12 protein-coding genes are annotated in these 16,510 nt (G+C 63.1%); 5 read left to right on the top strand and 7 right to left on the bottom strand.

What is annotated here, in order from left to right; all coding sequences use genetic code 11:
• Positions 1–864: RCC1 domain-containing protein (locus QRX41_RS08105; RefSeq protein WP_396176805.1), on the top strand; the 864-nt coding region annotated here is incomplete at its 5' end.
• Positions 865–1,382: 518 nt separating this feature from the next.
• On the opposite strand, the gene QRX41_RS08100 is transcribed toward QRX41_RS08105, so the two are convergent.
• The 5 genes from QRX41_RS08100 to QRX41_RS08080 all read right to left on the bottom strand — a co-directional run bounded on the left by QRX41_RS08100 (position 1,383) and on the right by QRX41_RS08080 (position 8,428).
• Positions 1,383–3,020 carry a glycoside hydrolase family 36 protein gene (locus QRX41_RS08100; protein WP_313839888.1) on the bottom strand — a complete coding sequence of 546 codons (1,638 nt, stop codon included), beginning with the start codon at positions 3,018–3,020 and terminating at the stop codon, positions 1,383–1,385.
• Positions 3,021–3,065: 45 nt separating this feature from the next.
• Complete coding sequence (locus QRX41_RS08095) at positions 3,066–5,186, bottom strand: alpha-galactosidase (RefSeq protein WP_313839886.1); 2,121 nt, start codon at positions 5,184–5,186, stop codon at positions 3,066–3,068.
• Positions 5,187–5,291: 105 nt separating this feature from the next.
• Positions 5,292–6,152 carry a carbohydrate ABC transporter permease gene (locus QRX41_RS08090; protein WP_313839884.1) on the bottom strand — a complete coding sequence of 287 codons (861 nt, stop codon included), beginning with the start codon at positions 6,150–6,152 and terminating at the stop codon, positions 5,292–5,294.
• A 1-nt stretch (position 6,153) separates the two neighbouring features.
• Positions 6,154–7,140 carry a carbohydrate ABC transporter permease gene (locus tag QRX41_RS08085; protein ID WP_313837593.1) on the bottom strand — a complete coding sequence of 329 codons (987 nt, stop codon included), beginning with the start codon at positions 7,138–7,140 and terminating at the stop codon, positions 6,154–6,156.
• Positions 7,141–7,165: 25 nt separating this feature from the next.
• A complete protein-coding gene (locus tag QRX41_RS08080) occupies positions 7,166–8,428 on the bottom strand; it encodes an ABC transporter substrate-binding protein (protein ID WP_313839882.1) in 1,263 nt (420 codons plus the stop codon).
• 325 nt (positions 8,429–8,753) lie between these two features.
• Between QRX41_RS08080 and QRX41_RS08075 the strand changes: the two genes are divergently transcribed.
• A complete protein-coding gene (locus QRX41_RS08075; protein ID WP_313839881.1) occupies positions 8,754–9,767 on the top strand; it encodes a LacI family DNA-binding transcriptional regulator in 1,014 nt (337 codons plus the stop codon).
• 148 nt (positions 9,768–9,915) lie between these two features.
• Here QRX41_RS08075 and QRX41_RS08070 read toward each other — a convergent pair whose 3' ends face one another.
• Positions 9,916–11,667 carry an FAD-dependent oxidoreductase gene (locus tag QRX41_RS08070; RefSeq protein ID WP_313839879.1) on the bottom strand — a complete coding sequence of 584 codons (1,752 nt, stop codon included), beginning with the start codon at positions 11,665–11,667 and terminating at the stop codon, positions 9,916–9,918.
• A 121-nt stretch (positions 11,668–11,788) separates the two neighbouring features.
• Positions 11,789–12,352, bottom strand: coding sequence for a peroxiredoxin (locus QRX41_RS08065; RefSeq protein ID WP_015021096.1), 564 nt, complete (start codon positions 12,350–12,352; stop codon positions 11,789–11,791).
• A gap of 156 nt (positions 12,353–12,508) precedes the next feature.
• Here QRX41_RS08065 and QRX41_RS08060 point away from each other — a divergent pair, with 156 nt between their 5' ends.
• From QRX41_RS08060 to QRX41_RS08050, 3 genes are all read left to right on the top strand, one after another.
• A complete protein-coding gene (locus QRX41_RS08060; RefSeq protein ID WP_313839877.1) occupies positions 12,509–13,879 on the top strand; it encodes a hemolysin family protein in 1,371 nt (456 codons plus the stop codon).
• A 261-nt stretch (positions 13,880–14,140) separates the two neighbouring features.
• On the top strand, positions 14,141–14,620 hold the full coding sequence (locus QRX41_RS08055) for a Dps family protein (RefSeq protein WP_015021094.1): 480 nt from the start codon (positions 14,141–14,143) through the stop codon (positions 14,618–14,620).
• Positions 14,621–14,853: 233 nt separating this feature from the next.
• Positions 14,854–16,500, top strand: coding sequence for a Na+/H+ antiporter NhaA (locus tag QRX41_RS08050; RefSeq protein ID WP_313839876.1), 1,647 nt, complete (start codon positions 14,854–14,856; stop codon positions 16,498–16,500).
• Positions 16,501–16,510: the final 10 nt, after the last annotated feature.

The raw sequence follows: 16,510 nt of genomic DNA, 5'->3' as shown, positions 1-16,510 counted from the left end.
GTCAGGGTGAAAAAGCCTGCAGGCACGCCCGGGGACTTCACCTACCTGCAGGTCAGCGCCGGGTGCCGGCATTCCCTGGCTGTGAGCAGCGACGGTAACGCATACGCCTGGGGAAGAAACTACGCTGGCCAGCTCGGCGACGGGACGAGAACCGACCAGCATACGCCGGTCAGGGTGAAAAAGCCTGCAGGCACGCCCGGGGACTTCACCTACCTGCAGGTCATCAGCGGCGGACGCGATCATTCCCTGGCCGTGGGCAGCGACGGATATACCTACGCCTGGGGATGCAACCTCGACGGCCAGCTCGGCAACAACACCACCAGCGACCATATTGCGAATCCGGTGCGCGTGCGCGACCCCGCCAACCCCACCGACAAGAGCAAAGGACTGCAAGCCACACAGGTCAGCGGCGGATACCATTATTCGCTGGCCGTGGGCAGCGACGGGAACGCCTACGCCTGGGGATACAACCAGTATGGCCAGCTCGGCAACGGCAACACCAGAGACTCGACTGTTCCTGTGCCGGTGGTGTTCAACCTGCAACCGGTGATCACCGGCGTCAGGTTCGACCAGACCGCCGTATCAGGCCTGATGCGCGGCGACGGCAATAGTGTCAGCGTGCTCACGCCCGCACACCAGCCGGGCACGGTCACCGTCAGCGTGGACTACACGCTGGGCGGCGCACCCCAAACGCCCGACACCTCCCTCAGGTACACGTACCTGCCCGCAGGCGTGCTCCCCAAGGCCGGAGGGGAAGGCATCCTGCTGGCCCTGGCCACGGGCATGACCGGCATGGGCGGGGTCCTCGCCTCACGCCGCCACCGGCAGGAAACACGCCGACTATTGCACGCTTCGCACGAGTAAGAGCGGCCGGGCGGCGTATCAATCCCCCCGCCCCCGGCCCATCAAGGGGGAGCAGGGAGGAACGTGTCACTGAAGGCTCAAACCCCAAGAGAGCCGACACTTCTCTCCCGCGCCCCCACCACACTTCCGCAGGCGGAAGCCGAGGGCAGGCATGCACGCCCCCGCCCCCGCCCGGGAGAGGAGGAAACACGGCCAGGCCGGCCAGGAGGCTTAACAACCTCCAGCCAGCCCGGCCGCTGTTTACTCATCCCGTCAATCAGGAGTTCCGCCGACACTGGATCAGGCTGTCATAGTCATTGCGCAATGATAAGGTTGTATCAACTGTACAAAGACGCAGAAACGGATGACATGCACCGTCTGTTGGGGAGACAGTCGGCAGAGTTCTTGGGAGGCTCTGTAAATGGCGTTATCGAATATTCCCCACTGTACTTCGCACGAGTAAGGCCGGGTTCCCATCACTGCAATCCGGCGAACTGGCGGCTGTGCCCATCCCAACCGAGCACGGCCGTCATCTACTTCTAAACGGCGGAAAGATAGCCGTCGTAGCGCTCGGGCTTGTCTGAAAACTCCAGGCCAGCCGGCTGATACCAGGAGTATCGGCGGGTGCCGCCGTCGTCAGTCCAGATCTCAGGGCAGTCGTTGACCAGCCAGTCCGAGGGAATGGCATGGGCGCCGCCGGTCGAGGCCAGGGCCAGCGCCTGCCTGAGCTGGTCCTCCTGGTCGGCGGTCAGGCTGCCGGGGCGGGCCGAGAAGAAGAGCGGGGTGCCGGTCCGCGCCAAGAGATCCATCCACTGACGGTTGAGTTCCCAGTCGATTGAGTCGGATATGCCCACGCAGTCGGCGTCGGTGGCGTAGAAGCTTCCGTGCTGGGGCAGACGGAAGGCCAGGGTGTTGACCCCGATCTGCCTGGTCCGCTCCCATTGCAGGCCGCTGGTGTCGTCCCCGGTCCGGTTGATCTGCATGAAGCCGACGCCCAGGTGGCCGACCACGTTGCACCCCTGAACCAGCATCCCGGTCTTGGTGGCCTGCTCGAATATGGCCCGGTAGAGCTGCTTGACCACCTGGGCGCTGGTCAGGCTCCGGTCGTAGAAGTGCCAGCCGTCCGGGCTGGGCCAGGGGTTCATCTGGAAGCCCCACCTGCCCAGCAGGTCGAAGGTGCTGAAATCATGCTTGACCAGCTGGTAGCCCCACTCCCCCAGCTGGGCGATGTCCTGGCGGATGTAGTCCAGGGTCTGCGGGTTCGAGGGGTCCAGGCATCCGTTGTGCGGGAGCCTGAACTGGTCGGCAATGGCCTCGTCCTCGTTGAGGAGCGGACGGTACCAGATGCCGGGCTTGATGCCCATGGCCTTGATCTGGTCGGCCAGGGCGCCCATGTCGCCGAACTTCTCGTTGCCACGCCGCCAGGGGCCGCCGTTGTAGTCCTCAAGCCGGTGGTGGTCCTGCCAGCCGTCGTCCACGACCATGGTGGGGCGGTTGGCGTTGCCCTGGGTCAGGTCGGCCAGATACTCGGCATCGGCAAGAATCCGGGAACGGCTGGAGTCCCCGTAGGCGTAGTACCAGTTGTTGCTCCCGTAGATCGGTTTAGGGGGCATAAGGCCCTTGCGGCTGATCCGGGAGCAGAAGTCGCTGGCCACAGCAAAGACCAGACCGCCAGCCCGCTCCTGGAGCGGATATTGCAGGCAGATGATGGTGGCCGCTTCAAGCTCCCGGCCGTCCAGTACCAGCCCACTGCCGCCGTTGCGCAGGTCCAGGAAGAGGGTGATGCCGGCCGTATCGACCTGCCAGAAGCAGAAGGCGTTGGCACCGGTGGCCACCCCGTACCCCTCGGCCTGCTCCTGACCTGCCGCCAGGAAGTACCAGGGCATGAACCGGTTGGCGCGCATGGTCTGGAAACCCATGCGGCCGTAGCCACGCTCCCAGGCGTCGCCCAGGTAGAGGTCGTCGGCGGGCATGGGCCTGGTCCATCGCAGGGCCAGGGACCGGATGGGGGTGGAGCCGGCGGTCAGGCTGACCGTCAGAGCGGATTCGCCCTTGAGGCTGACCCTCGCATCGGGGGCTGTGCCGAAGGGCCTGCCTGCGGGCGCGGTCTCCCTGTCGGCATCGGTGGTCAGCGTGATCCAGTCCGGCTCTCCCAGGCTAAGGCTGGTTGGGTTCATGATTCAGTGCTCCTTCATCCCTGCGGTGTAACAGATGGCGATAGGTCAGACCCGGACCAAATCGATCAGGCGGATGGTCTCGGGCTGGCAGCGGGGTATGCGGATGCCCACGCGCTCCAGATAGGTGCCGGTGACCTCGGCGGTGCCCAGCGGACCCGTCGGATCCAGGTGCTCCAGCGAGGCTCTGGGCTTAGCGGGGCCGGTCCAGGCCAGCCGATACCGGGCCTTGGGGTCCAGGCCGGGAATACGTAGATAAACACCACGATTATGCAGGGATTCGTCCAACTGGACGTGGGCCAGGATGGCACGGCTGCGGTCGGGGGCCACCACGCCATGGGCCAGGACCGAGGGGTCGGCCAGGTCCAGGCGAACCACGCGGCCGGAGTGAAGGAAGCCGCGGTTGGCCTTGTACCAGGCGATCCATTCCTTGAGCCGCTCCAGGTCCTCCTCGCTGGCCTGGCGGATGTCCCACTCGATGCCCATGGACCCGAAGACGGCCGTGGCCGCCCGGAAATCCAGGCTGTAGGTTCTGCCGGTCTGCTGGGAGGAGGGCTGGGAGATGTGGGCGCCAATGTACTCGGGAGCCACGGTCTGCTCGGTCCAGCGCTGGATCAGCTGCCTGCTCAGGGCGTCGGTCATGTCGGAGTTCCAGAAGCGGCGGATCTTCTCGATCACACCCAGGTCGATGCGGCCGCCGCCCGAGGCGCAGGATTCCCACTCCACCTTGGGGAAGCGAGCGCGGAGGTCGTCCAGCAGGCGGTAGTAGGCCAGGGTCTGTTCGTGGATGGCCGGCGCGCCACCGTGGGCCTGGGAACCGGCCTCAAGCAGGTCGCGGTTGTGGTCCCACTTGACGTAGTCGATGCGGCAGGACTCCAGGACCTTGGTCATGGCCTCCAGCACGTGGTTGAAGGCCTGGGGGTTGGTCAGGTCCAGGACCAGCTGGTTGCGCTGCAGCTCCGGGTTTCTGGAGGATGCCCTCATGACCCACTCAGGATGGTCGCGGAAGGCGTCCGAATCCGGGTTGATCATCTCCGGCTCGAACCAGAGGCCGAACTGCATCCCCAATTTATGGACATAATCAACTAAAGGCTCCAGACCCTGGGGCCAGACCGCAGGGTCCACCCACCAGTCGCCCAGACCGGCCTTGTCGTCCCGGCGCAGGTGGAACCAGCCGTCATCCAGAACGAGCCGCTCCACCCCGATGCGTGCGGCCCGGTCGGCCAGGTCGCGCAGGGTGTCGAAATCGTGGTTGAAGGTGATGGCCTCCCAGACGTTCAGGATGACCGGCTGCTCGCGCGGATGCTCGGGCAGGGTGCGCTCCCAGGCGTGCAGGCTGTTCATGATCGGATCCATGCCATGGTCGGAGGCCGTGACCACGATCCAGGGCGTGCTGTACTCCTGGCCCTGGTCCAGGACCACTTCGCCGGGCAGGAGGAGCTCGCCAGCGCTGACGCCGGCCGGGGTGGCGCTGTTCCGGTCCACCCGGAGCACGGTGTTCCCGCTCCAGGCCGGCTGAACGCAGAGCACCCTGCCGTGATGGAAGTCGAAGCCGGGGGTGCCCACCATGACCACAGGCCCCTCGAAGCCGGTGCGACCCCAGCGGAACTCGCGCACCCAGGCCCCGTCGGCCAGGTCGTGGCGCTGGGGGCTGCGCTCACGCTCGTGCCTGCCGGCGAAGTCCAGAATCTGAGTCTGCTGGTCGTCCAAGGGCAGGCGGACCTCCAGACCCTCCAGCAGGAAGGGGTCGGCGCCCAGGTTGCGCAGGGTGTGGCGAACACGCAGGGAGCCGCCGGCCATGGCCTCCACCCTGGTCTCCAACCCAAGCTGGGCATCCTCGTCACGGGCCTTGATGGTCAGCGAGTCGGCGGTCTGCTCGGTCTGGCCTTCCACCAGGAAACGGGGCGACCAGGAACGCCCGGCCTGGATGCCTTCGGGGCCTTGGGCGATCCGATGCCCGGTCAGGCCCGGATGCAGGTAGGTGTTCTGTGCATGCTCCAGCAGCAGGGGCGAATGGGTCGAGGTCCAGGCGGGGGTCTGTTCCAAGCCATCCAGGTCGGGACCCGCATAGAGCCCCCTGATGTCAGGAATATCGGCACCCGGCGTAATGGGCTCCAGGGCCATATAGGTGAGTGGCTGATCAGAATGGACCGGCTGTGGAAAGAGCATGAAAAATCCTTTAGTAACTACGGCACAAATGTGCAAAAACAACGATGCTTGATGAACCAGTGAGCCGCCCGCCCCACTGCAGTTGGGCGGCTCCTGATTGATAGACTACTTGACTGCTCCGGCCACCATCCCTGCAATGAAGTACTTTTGCAGGAACATGTAGGCGACCACCATGGGGGCTGCCGCAATCAGGGATGCCGCTGCAGCGACGCCCAGATTGTTGGTATTGGCCGAGAAGAAGGAGGCCACGCGAGGAGCGATGGTCTGGGCCGAGGGGTCGGTCAGGATGTAGCTGGACAGGGCGTAGTCGTTCCATACTGTCGAGCCGGTCATGATGACCACGGTCGCCGTCACCGGCTTGAGCATGGGCAGGACCAGGCGCATGAAGACCTGGAGCTTGTTGGCTCCGTCCAGCTCGCCGGCCTCGTCGATCGCCGGGGGTATGGCCTTGATGAAGGCCGTGTAGAGGAAGACCGACAGAGGCAGGTTGGTGGCCGTCAGCACCACGATGATGCCCCAGTAGTTGTTCACCCCGCCGATCTTCACCAGGAAGGAGTAGAGGGGGACCAGAATGCTCAGGGGCGGAATCATCATCATGGAGAGGATGAAGGCCGAGACCAGCTTGTTGAACCGGGTCAGGCGACGAGCCAGGGGGTAGGCCGCAGCCGCTCCCAGGACGCAGACCAGGGCCGTCGTCCCCACGGTCACCACCACGCTGTTGAGCACGGATTTGAGGATGCCGCCCTCATTGACGGCCTCGGTCCAGTTGGACCATGCCATGTCATGGGTGCGCATGCTCAGGGCCGAGCTCAGATCATCCGAGGGCTTGAGCGAGGTGGTGATCGCCAGGTAGAAGGGCAGGAGCTGGCAGAGGCAGACGATGACCAGGAAGAGGTAGATGGCCCAACGCCCACGCTGGTATGACCGCTCGGCAGGGGTCATCTCATTCTTGTTCTTGCTAGCCATGTCAGGCCTCCCAATCCAGCTTGGCCAGTCCCTTGTTGACCAGCCAGGTCACGATGGCAATCAGGACGAAGAGGAAGACCCCGATGGCCGAGGCATACCCGGCCGCCTGGTTGTCGAAGTAGATCGTGCCGATATAGGTCGAGATGGAGTTGGTGGCATACCCGGGGCCGCCGCCTGTCAGCACCTTGACCATGTCGTAGAGCTTCAGTCCTCCGATCAGGTTCAGCACCACGCTGGTCGTGAAGGCGGGCGACAGGAGCGGCAGGGTGATGTTCCAGAACTTCTTCCAGCCGGATGCCCCATCGACCTCGGCGGCCTCGACGACCTCCTGGTCCATGGTCTGCAGACCAGCCAGGTAGATGATCATGGAGACGCCGACGAACTGGATGGAATTCACCAGCACGATGATGCAGACCGAGAACCCCGCATTGTTGAACCAGGCCACCTTGTGCAGACCCAGCGCCGTCATGACGGCGTTCAGAGCGCCCTGCTGGTACTGGAAGACGAAGTAGTACATGATGCCCATGATGACCGGGGCCACCAGAGCGGGCAGGTAGATGATGGCCCTGATCAGGGTGCGCCCCTTGATCTTGGCGTTCAGCAGCAGCGCCAGAGCCAAGCCCAGGATCTGCTGGAGCACTGTGCTGCCGATGCCGTAGATGAAGGTGTTGATGACCACCTGTTTGAAGTTGGTGTCAGTCAGCATCTGCTTGTAGTTGGCCAGCCCCACGAAGGACTTGGCGTCGTTGTACCCGTCCCAGTTTGTCAGGGAAAGCCCGATCCCCGACAGGAGCGGATAGATGATGAAGACCACCAGGAGGATGACGGCAGGAAGATAGAAGAGATTGATCGAGGCACCCCTGAAGCGGCGACGACGCGGGGAGGGACCCCTGCCGTGGCCAACGGATGCATTCCTGCCATCCCCATGTAACGGTGATCCGGATTGGGTGTCCTGCGAAGGAATCGCCCCTGAGCGACTATCTGTCATGACTCGACTCCTCTTGGTCGACTAATCAGGAAGACTTCTGGCCATACAGGCTGTTGAAGGAGGTCTTGACCTGATCCGCAGCGGCCTGTGCAGTCAGCTGACCGGTCAGCAGACCGTCGGTGGACTTGGCCAAGGTGTTGTACATGCCGTTGGGCAGGTACTTGCGGTCGAAGAAGGGGACCAGCTTGGTCTTCTTCTCGTTCACCCAGTAGTTGTAGGTCGGCTCGAACTGCCCCAGTGCGGACTTGACGCCGGTCAGGACCGAATCGTTCATGCTCACGTCGACCAGCTTCTGCAGGTTTTCAGGCTCGGCCATGAAGTCGATGAACTTCAGCGCCGCGTCCTTGTTCTTGCTGGTCTTGGAGACGCCGAAGGTCAGGGTGTCCTCGCCGGTGGAGAAGTAGGGCTTGCCGACCTCGGCGGGAACCGGCATCATGCCCAGCTTGACGTTGGGGTTGTAGGATTCGATCAGCTGGGAACTGCCGTTGGCGCGGAAGGAGAAGCCGGCCTTGTCCTGGGCCATCAGCCTGGAGATGTCATCCTGGGAGGCGGAGGTGTAATCCACATTGAACCAGCCGTCCTTGGCCCACTTGGCCACCCTGGAGGTGTACTTCTCGTAGACCGCAGTATCGAACTTGCCCTTGGAGAGATCCTTGAGCTGGCTTTCGTCATACATGCCCGGAAGCATGTAATCGGCAAGATCCCCGTTGGGACCCGCGTCCTTGTTGGAGGAGATGAGCGGCGTGTATCCGGCGGCCTTCAGCTTCGTGCAGGCCTGTTCAAAAGCGTCCCAGGTGTCGATGGACTTGGGATCGATGCCGACCGCATCCATGACCGTCTGGTTGTACATGATGCCCGACACCTGGATGTCGGCGGGCAGGGCGTAGAACTTGCCGTCCTTGGTCTTGAATACCTCGTTGCCTATCGGCTTGAGCCGCTTGGCCCAGGGCCTGTTCTGCAGCGGCTCCAGGAAGTTGCCGTAGCGGTCGCGCGACCAGCCGTGGGTGTTCCAGATGTCCGGAGGGTTGTGGCCCGCCAGGCGAACCTTGATGTCGTTCTCGTTGTTGTTGGTGCCCGGAACCATCTTGATGGTGATGTCCGGATTCTTTTCTTCGAACTTCTTGCCCAGGCCCTGAAGAGCCTTGAGCTGGGGGGTCCCCGTTGACTGCATGGTCATGAATTCCACGGTTTTCTTGCCCCCGGAGGAGGAAGAGCCGCAGGCAGCCAATGAGGTTATTGCCATAGCGCAGCAGATGCCGACCGCCGCCACCGTCTTGATCCTATTCATCAACCACTCCTTCGTAGGTTGCTTCGTTGCCGAACGCGTTCCATGCGAACAGGAACTCATTCGTGTTTCTTAATATACACGAGTAGATTCATCTGTCAAATATCTGACGCCGATTGCCTGAACAGCTGCTTTTGAAGACAAGGGCTTTCGCAACGGTTGGAAATTTGGTGCCATTTCCCTTGATTTTCCGGCTATAGCCCGGCATGTGCGGGCAGGTCAATGGCGGTGTTGAACGGAGTTTGAAAACAATATCAATTCGAGTAGATTCTATATTCCGGGTAGCATGAATTGAGACTGGTGAATAGGCAGATGGGAACGAGCTCTGATGGCTGCAAACGATAAGAATCTCCGACAACGCAGAAGGGCCACACGCACGGATGTGGCCAAGCTGGCTAACGTCTCCACGGCGGTGGTCAGCTACGTCTTCAACAACGGACCCAGGGCTGTGGCTCCGGACACATCCAAGCGGGTGCGCGAGGCGGCGAAGCTGCTGAACTACCACCCCAACCCCACGGCGCGTGCCCTGCGCACCGGGTATTCCAAGATGCTGGGCGTCATCGTGCCGGATTCGTCCAACCCCTTCAGCGCCGGCATCTACGACGAGCTGCAGACGGTGGCCATGCGACGGGGGTACTCAGTCCTCTTCATGAACGTGCGCAGCGACCCCGAATTGGAGGAGCAGTCCATCAGGCAGCTGTTGGAGCGCAATGTTGACGCCATTTTCCTCTCATCCTCACGCAGCTACACACAGCTGAGCATGGCTCATCTTGAGGAGAGCCGCTTCGTCTTCATGGACCAGCCTCACCGGGTGGCCAACGCCAAGAGCGTGTCGACCGATTTCTTCCACTCTGGCCTGACCGCCACCCAGCACCTGATCGAGCACCGGCACTGCAGCGTTGACATGCTCTTTGGCGGCTCCCCCGACGACCGGGGCGACGCGCGAATCCAGGGCTGGTACGCGGCCCACCAGAACGCCAACCTGCCCGCCGGCAGGATTCGCCAGGCCTTCTTCACACGCGAGGGCGGCTATCGCGCCACCTTGGACCTGATCGACAGCGGCAAGCCGCCCCAGGCCATTTTCGCCGGTTCCGACATGGAGGCCATGGGTGCTCTTCGGGCCCTGCATGAGCGCGGGCTGCGCATCCCCGAAGACGTGGCCATCGTCTCCTTCGACGGCACCGTCGACTCCCTCTACACCTGGCCTCAGCTGACCACCATGCAGCAGGACACCGAGAAGATCGCCGCCTGCGCCATGAATGCGGCCTTGGAGCCGGACCAGGTCCCCGACGTGCAGATCATCAAGGCGGATCTGGTCATCCGTCACTCCTGCGGCTGCTGATAGAACGCATAGTGCAAACCGTGGATAATATCCATAGTTTTTCATCAATATAATTCAGCGGCATACATCAGAGAAGGCGCTGGCATCATCGCCACAGGGGCATTGACGCCAGCGCCTTCTCAGACTCTGTTCAGGCTCAGACCCAGGGTCAGGCCCCGATCAGATCCAGCATTTCAGGAACGGACTTCTTGCCGAACTCCACGGTCTCCTGGCCATCTTTGCGGATCACGATGCAGGGGACGCTCATGACCTGGTACTGATCCTTGAGCTCGGGGAAGTGGGCCAGGTCGTAGGCCTCGGCGCGCACCTTGCCGTTCTGGGCCGCCACCCGCTGGGCGGAAAGGACCGTGGTCGGGCACATGGTGCAGGTCAGGGAGACCAGCATCATCACGTCCACCTGGTCCTTGATGGCATCGATCCGGTCCGAGGTGGGCTGATCCACCTGCTGGCCCGGGCCCGCCGCATTGTAGAGGGCCAGGACGAAGGAGTTGAACTCGTGGCCGCTGGGCACGCCATGGAAGGCCAACCCGGTCGGCTGGGCGACGCCCTGATCGTCCACGCGGCAGATGCGCACGCTGGGGCGGGCATCGGGCAGGTCGCCGGCGGGATCGTAATCCTTGCCGTCCTCATCCGTGCGGGAGTCCACCCTGGAGGTCAGCTTGCCGTCGGAGAGCCCGACCAGCTCGTCCACGAAGGCCTCCAGCTCCTTGGAGACCTGGCTGCCGTCCAGGTCCAGGGCCAGCTCCAGCTTTCCGGTCATCTTGCCGAAGACCATGTCCAGCTGCTTGCGGATGTCCGGCCCGAAGAAGCCGGAGGTCTTGGCCGGAGCCTGGTCGTGCTCCTGGGCCACAGGCGCGGGCGAGGTGCCCGAGGCCAGTGCGGAGTTCTCGGCCTGCCGCTCGGAGCGGGCGTAGGGGGAATCGTCGGGTCGCGGCGGCACCAGGCCGGTCTTGTCCGACATATTGGAGGCGTAGCGCTCCAGCTCCACGGCGGCCACAGCCCCATCGGAGGTGGCGGTGATGACCTGGCGCAGGTTCTTGACCCGCAGATCCCCGGCGGCGTAGATGCCGGGCACCGAGGTCTCCAGGTAGCCGTGGGTCAGCACATAGCCGTGGTCGTCCAGATCCACCACGCCCTTGAGCATGCCGGTCTGGGGCACATAGCCGGCGAAGACGAAGACGCCGAAGGTGCCGCCGTCTTGGGGCTTCCAGGTGGTGGTCTGTCCGCTCTTGCGGTCCAGGATGGAGGCCTCGACCAGCCCGCCGGGGCCTGCGGAGACCCCCTTGAGCTCGGTGGAGTAATGGATTTCGATCTTGTCGTTGTTCCGGGCCTCGTCAGCCACGGCGGCGTCGCAGGTGAAGTCCTCCTCGCGCACCAGCAGGGTCACCTTGGTGGCGTACTTGGTCAGGAAGACCGACTCCTCGGCGGCCGCGAACCCGCCGCCTACCACCAGGACCTCGCGCCCGGTGAAGAACTCGCCGTCGCAGGTGGCGCAGTAGGCCACGCCACGGCCCGCGTACTCCTGCTCACCCTGGAAGCCTATCTTGCGGGGGCTGGCGCCGGTGGCGATCAGGATGCCGAAGGTGCGCAGGTCGCCCCGGGAGGTGTGGACCACCTTGATGTCGCCCTGGGCCTCGATGCCAGTGGCCTCGGCGCTCATGAACTCGGCTCCGAAGTTCTGGGCCTGCTGGCGCATGGTCTCGGTCAGCTTGCGGCCGTCGGTGCTGGCCACGCCCGGGTAGTTGACCACGTCGGCCGTGATGGTGATCTGGCCGCCGAAGTCGTCCTTCTCCAGGATCAGGGTGCGGTACCGCGCCCGGGCCAGGTAGAGGCCTGCGCTCAGGCCTGCAGGGCCGCCGCCGATGACGACCACGTCATAAAGATTCTTGTCTTCCGTCATGAATGCCTCTTCCGAAGGAATGCACGGATGTGCTGATGTTGGATGCTGGTCGTGAATACAGAAAAGGGAACCCGCCCTGGTCGCTTCCGATCGGCGAGTTCCCGATGTTGGCAGCTGCGGATCAGAGCTGACCGACCAGATCCAGGCTGGGCTCGATGGTGTCCTCGCCGGGCTCCCACTTGGCAGGGCAGACCTGATCGCCGTGCTCGTAGACGAACTGGGAGGCCTGGACGCGGCGCAGCAGCTCGTCGGCGTTGCGGCCCACGTTGGAGGAGATGACCTCGTAGGCCACGACCTTGCCCTCAGGGGTCAGAATGAAGTCGCCGCGCTCGGCCTTGCCCTCGGCTTCGTTGTAGGTCTGCAGGTCCTTGGCCAGGGTTGCGGTCGGATCGGCCAGCATGGGGTACTGGACCTTGGCGATCTTCTCGTTGGCCTCGTGCCAGGCCTTGTGGACGAACTCGGTGTCGCAGGAGACGGAGTAGATCTCGCAGCCGATCTTCTTGAAGTCCTCGTACTTGCTGGCCAGATCCTCCAGCTCGGTGGGGCAGACGAAGCTGAAGTCCGCAGGGTAGAAGAAGAGCAGGGACCAGTGGCCCAGCAGATCCTTCTTGGAGACCGGGAAGGTCTTGTTGTCCTGGTAGGCCTGCGTGGTGAACTCAGTCAATTCGTGCTGAAGCTGTGACATGAAAAATCCTTTCGGGAGCGTTGGGAACATCGGCCTGAAGCCGAACCTTTCTCCGTATTTCATGCTAGTCAGGAAGCGCTGTATGGGGAAGACGGCTGTTCACCGCTGGGGTGTGACATAGGGCACATGGGGCGTCCATACCCTAGCATTGAAGGCATGGCATTATGGCTGAACATCCTGCTCATTCTCTTCTTCCTCCTGCTCGGTTCCGTCTTCTCGGGGACTGAGCTGGCGCTGGTCTCCCTGCGAGGCTCGCAGCTGGAGCAGATGGAGCAGCAGGACGCGCGCGGCGCCCGGGTGGCCCGCATCGCCCGCGACCCCAACACCTTTCTTTCCGCCGTACAGATCGGTGTGACGCTGACGGGCTTCCTCTCAGCCTCCTTCGGCGCATCATCCATCGCCCCCTACGTGGTGCCCGTCCTGACCGGGTGGGGCGTACACGAGGGTCTGGCCGGCACCCTGACCACGGTGATCCTGACTCTGATCATCTCCTACTGCTCCATCGTCATCTCCGAGCTGGTGCCCAAGCGGATCGCCATGCAGCGCACCGAGGCCATCGCCCGGGCCGTCGTTCCGGCCATCGACGTCTTCACCACCCTGTGCAGGCCGCTGATCTGGCTGATCGGCAAGAACACCAACCTCATCGTGCGCATCCTGGGCTTCGACCCCCAACAGACCGACACCGAGGTCAGCGACGACGAGCTGCGGATGCTGGTCTCCTCCAACACCAACCTGAGCAAGGACGAGCGGATGATCCTGGGCGACGTCTTCGATGCCTCCGAGACCAGCGTGGCCGAGGTCATGCGCCCCCGGGCCGACGTGGTCTTCATCGCCGGGGACATGCCGCTGCAGGAGGCGGTCGAATTCGTGCACGACGAGCCCTACTCGCGCTACCCGGTGACCGGCCGCGACTTCGACGACGTGCTGGGCTTCGTCCACGTGCGCGACCTGATGGACGTGCGCAACCCCCATGCCAAGACCGTGGCCGACGTGACCAGGCCCGGCATCGCCCTGCCAGGCACCTCCAAGCTCCTGCCCAGCCTGGAGAAGCTGCGCAAGAAGGGCATCCACCTGGCCGTGGTCATCGATGAGTACGGGGGCACCGACGGCATCGTCACCCTGGAGGACATGACCGAGGAGCTGGTGGGCGACATCCGCGACGAGTACGACCTGCCCGAGGAGCAGAATCCGGCCCATCCCCAGGCGACCGCCTTCGTCAACGGGGTTGCCACGGTCGACGGCGGCATGACCATCGAGGATTTCGCGGACCTGACCGGGATCGAGCTGGAGGACGGCCCCTACGAGACCCTGGCCGGCTACTTCCTGGCCCAGACCGGACGGATGGGGCAGGTGGGCGACGTGATCCACTCCGACGACGGGTATGACATGGCGGTAACCAAGGTGGACGGGCGCCGCATTGAGACCATCGAGGTCAGGCGCCGGCAGGAGGCCGAGGACCAGGCTGGCGATGATGACGAAGCCAGCGAAGATAGGTCGAATTCCATCGCGGGAGCAGACCGAGGATGACCCGACCGGGTCTAATCTGACCGAGACTACGCTACGACCAGAGCCCAGCTATGGTCTAACTGAATCCCAGCTGGCAGTCGGCCGGGGACCGTCCCACGCCAGTCAAGAAAAAATGACTATCAGCGTAGCCGATGGTCCGTGAATGATTTCACTGGTTGATTCCCGCAAAATCCAAGCGTTTCCTTGCTTTTTCCTCTAGTCTGGAGATACAAGGTCGGGCTGACCCGACCGCAGGCATAATTTCATATTTAAGGAGCGATTATGGCATTGAACTTTACCGTACCGGGACTCGACGAAGCGACCAGCGAGAAGGTCATCGCCATCCTGCAGAGCCGTCTGAGCCAGGAACAGGAGACTGCCCTGATCCTCAAGCACGCCCATTGGAACATGAAGGGCAAGGAATTCATCGGCATCCACGAGATGATGGACCCCGAGGTTGATTCGGTGCTGAACATGGCCGACGAGACCGCTGAGCGCATCGCCACCCTGGGCGGCTCCCCCGCCGGGCGCCCTGACGACATCATGAAGAACCGCGACTGGGATGGCATCACCATGACCGGCCGCCAGGATGCCCTGGACTACCTGAAGGCCCTGGACACCTACTACACCACCTTCATCAAGCGCGACCGCGAGGCCATCAAGGAGCTGGACGACCTGGACATCGTCAGCTCCAACATTCTGCAGGACCACGTGCAGGAGCTCGAGCACTTCCAGTGGTTCATGCGCAGCCACCTGTTCTGAGTTGCTGAGTTGCTGAGTTGCTGAGTTCTGAGAGCTCGTCACAGCTCCGATAAGCGGTAAGCCAGCGGCCCTGCATCGTGAAAGGTGCGGGGCCGCTGGCATTTTCTCTGACCGAGATAGACTCTGGGCTTCAGAATAGAATTGACGCTTGGGAGACGGCCGGGCGCCGCCTCACGCCGGGAAGACTGGTCGGCCAAGGAAGACCGAACCCTATCCGCCCGACCAGGAGCATTATGCCGCCCACGCCTACATTCCCAGCATTCTCTGTCAATCCACGTCGTCAGGATTACGACGATTCGAATTCGCAACAGAATCTCAAACCTTTCAATCCCAGGCAGTCGGATTCCCGGTCATCAGACCCCCAACCGAATTCCGGACCGTCGGATTCCAAGCCATCAAATGCCCAGCCATCAAATCCGCAGCGTAGGCAGGGTGGATCTGACAGGGACCGGCACAACCGACTCCACCCTTCAAACTTCTTCGCCGCCCTGTCATCCTTGGCTGAAAATGATCGGATCACCGGGCTATTCATGATGGCCTGCGCCCTGGCCGGGCTGATCCTGGCCAATCTGCCAGAGACCGGGCCGGGGCTGAACGCTCTTGCCGCTTGGATTCCTCTGGACCTGCCCGGTGGACTGAGCCTGTCCCTGAAGGATTGGATACAGGATGGGCTGTTGACCATATTCTTCCTGACCATGGGCCTTGACCTGCGCCAGGAGGCTGCCACGGGCACTCTGCGCGACCACAGGCAGGTCCTGCTGCCCACGCTGGCCGCCCTGGGCGGTGTGGCCGTTCCGATCCTGATCTACTGCCTGTTCAACCTGGGCTCCCCTGCCGGGTTGCGCGGCTGGGCTGTCCCAACGGCCACCGATGCAGCCTTCTCCCTGGCGGCTCTGCAACTGCTCCTGCCCAAGGCCGGGCCCGCCCTGCAGGCCTTTTTGATGACTCTGGCCATCTTCGACGACCTGATCGGCGTCCTGCTGATCGCCCTGGGCTACTCCAGCTTGGGACAACCGAGCTGGCTGCTTGTCTGCCTGGTCGGCCTAGTGGTCTGGGCCTTGCTGGTCCGAGCGGCGAGCCGTTCCGCCCGGCTCTGGCGACCCTTGGTATTTATCTGCTTGTTGGGCGCCCTTGCGGGCGGTCTGCTGGCCTGGTACGGCCTCTTCAAGGCTGGAATCCACCCGGTGCTGGCGGGAGTGGCGATGGGCCTATTGACTCCTGTCGCTAGGTCGAAGGCGGCTGAAGCGGAAGCAACAGAAGCGGAAGAATCTTCGGCCAGTACCGCGCCGAATTTAACTGAGCCAACCGAGCATAGGCGAACCGATACAAAACCATCCGGTACCGAGCCGACCGAGACCCATCCACCAGTGACCAATCAAGCCAATACCAAACCAGCTGGGTTTGAACCAACTGAGATTGAGCCAAACCGCAACCCGACGCTATCACCGGCTGAACGGCTGGACCACTTCCTGACCCCTTTGAGCGCCCTGGTGGTCCTGCCCCTTTTCGCCTTCTTTTCGCTGTCCATCTCCCTGGATCAGCTGGGACCCGGACTGCTGACGGACCGGGTCTTTTGGGGCGCCACTCTGGGACTGGCCTTGGGCAAGCCCCTGGGGATCATGACCATGCTGATCCTGGCAGGTCATGTGGGGCTGCGGCGACCTGCCGGCTCTACGACTGGGAACATGATCGGCCTCTGCCAGCTCTGCGGAATCGGCTTCACCATGTCTTTCCTGATCGCCAACCTGGCCTTCGCCGGATCCCCGCACCTGGAGTCAGCCCTGCTGGGCGTGCTGGCAGGTTCGGTCCTGTCCGTGCTCATCGTAGCCGTGGGCACTATCCCCGGTAGACTGCGTTCCGCCAGGCACGTCTCATCCTGACTACAGGACT

Origin of the sequence: Bifidobacterium kimbladii (assembly GCF_032193675.1) — a bacterium.
Classification (GTDB): Bacteria; Actinomycetota; Actinomycetes; order Actinomycetales; family Bifidobacteriaceae; genus Bombiscardovia; species Bombiscardovia kimbladii.
Note: the sequence above shows the minus strand (reverse complement) of the source record. Positions and strands in the feature narration are given on the sequence as shown.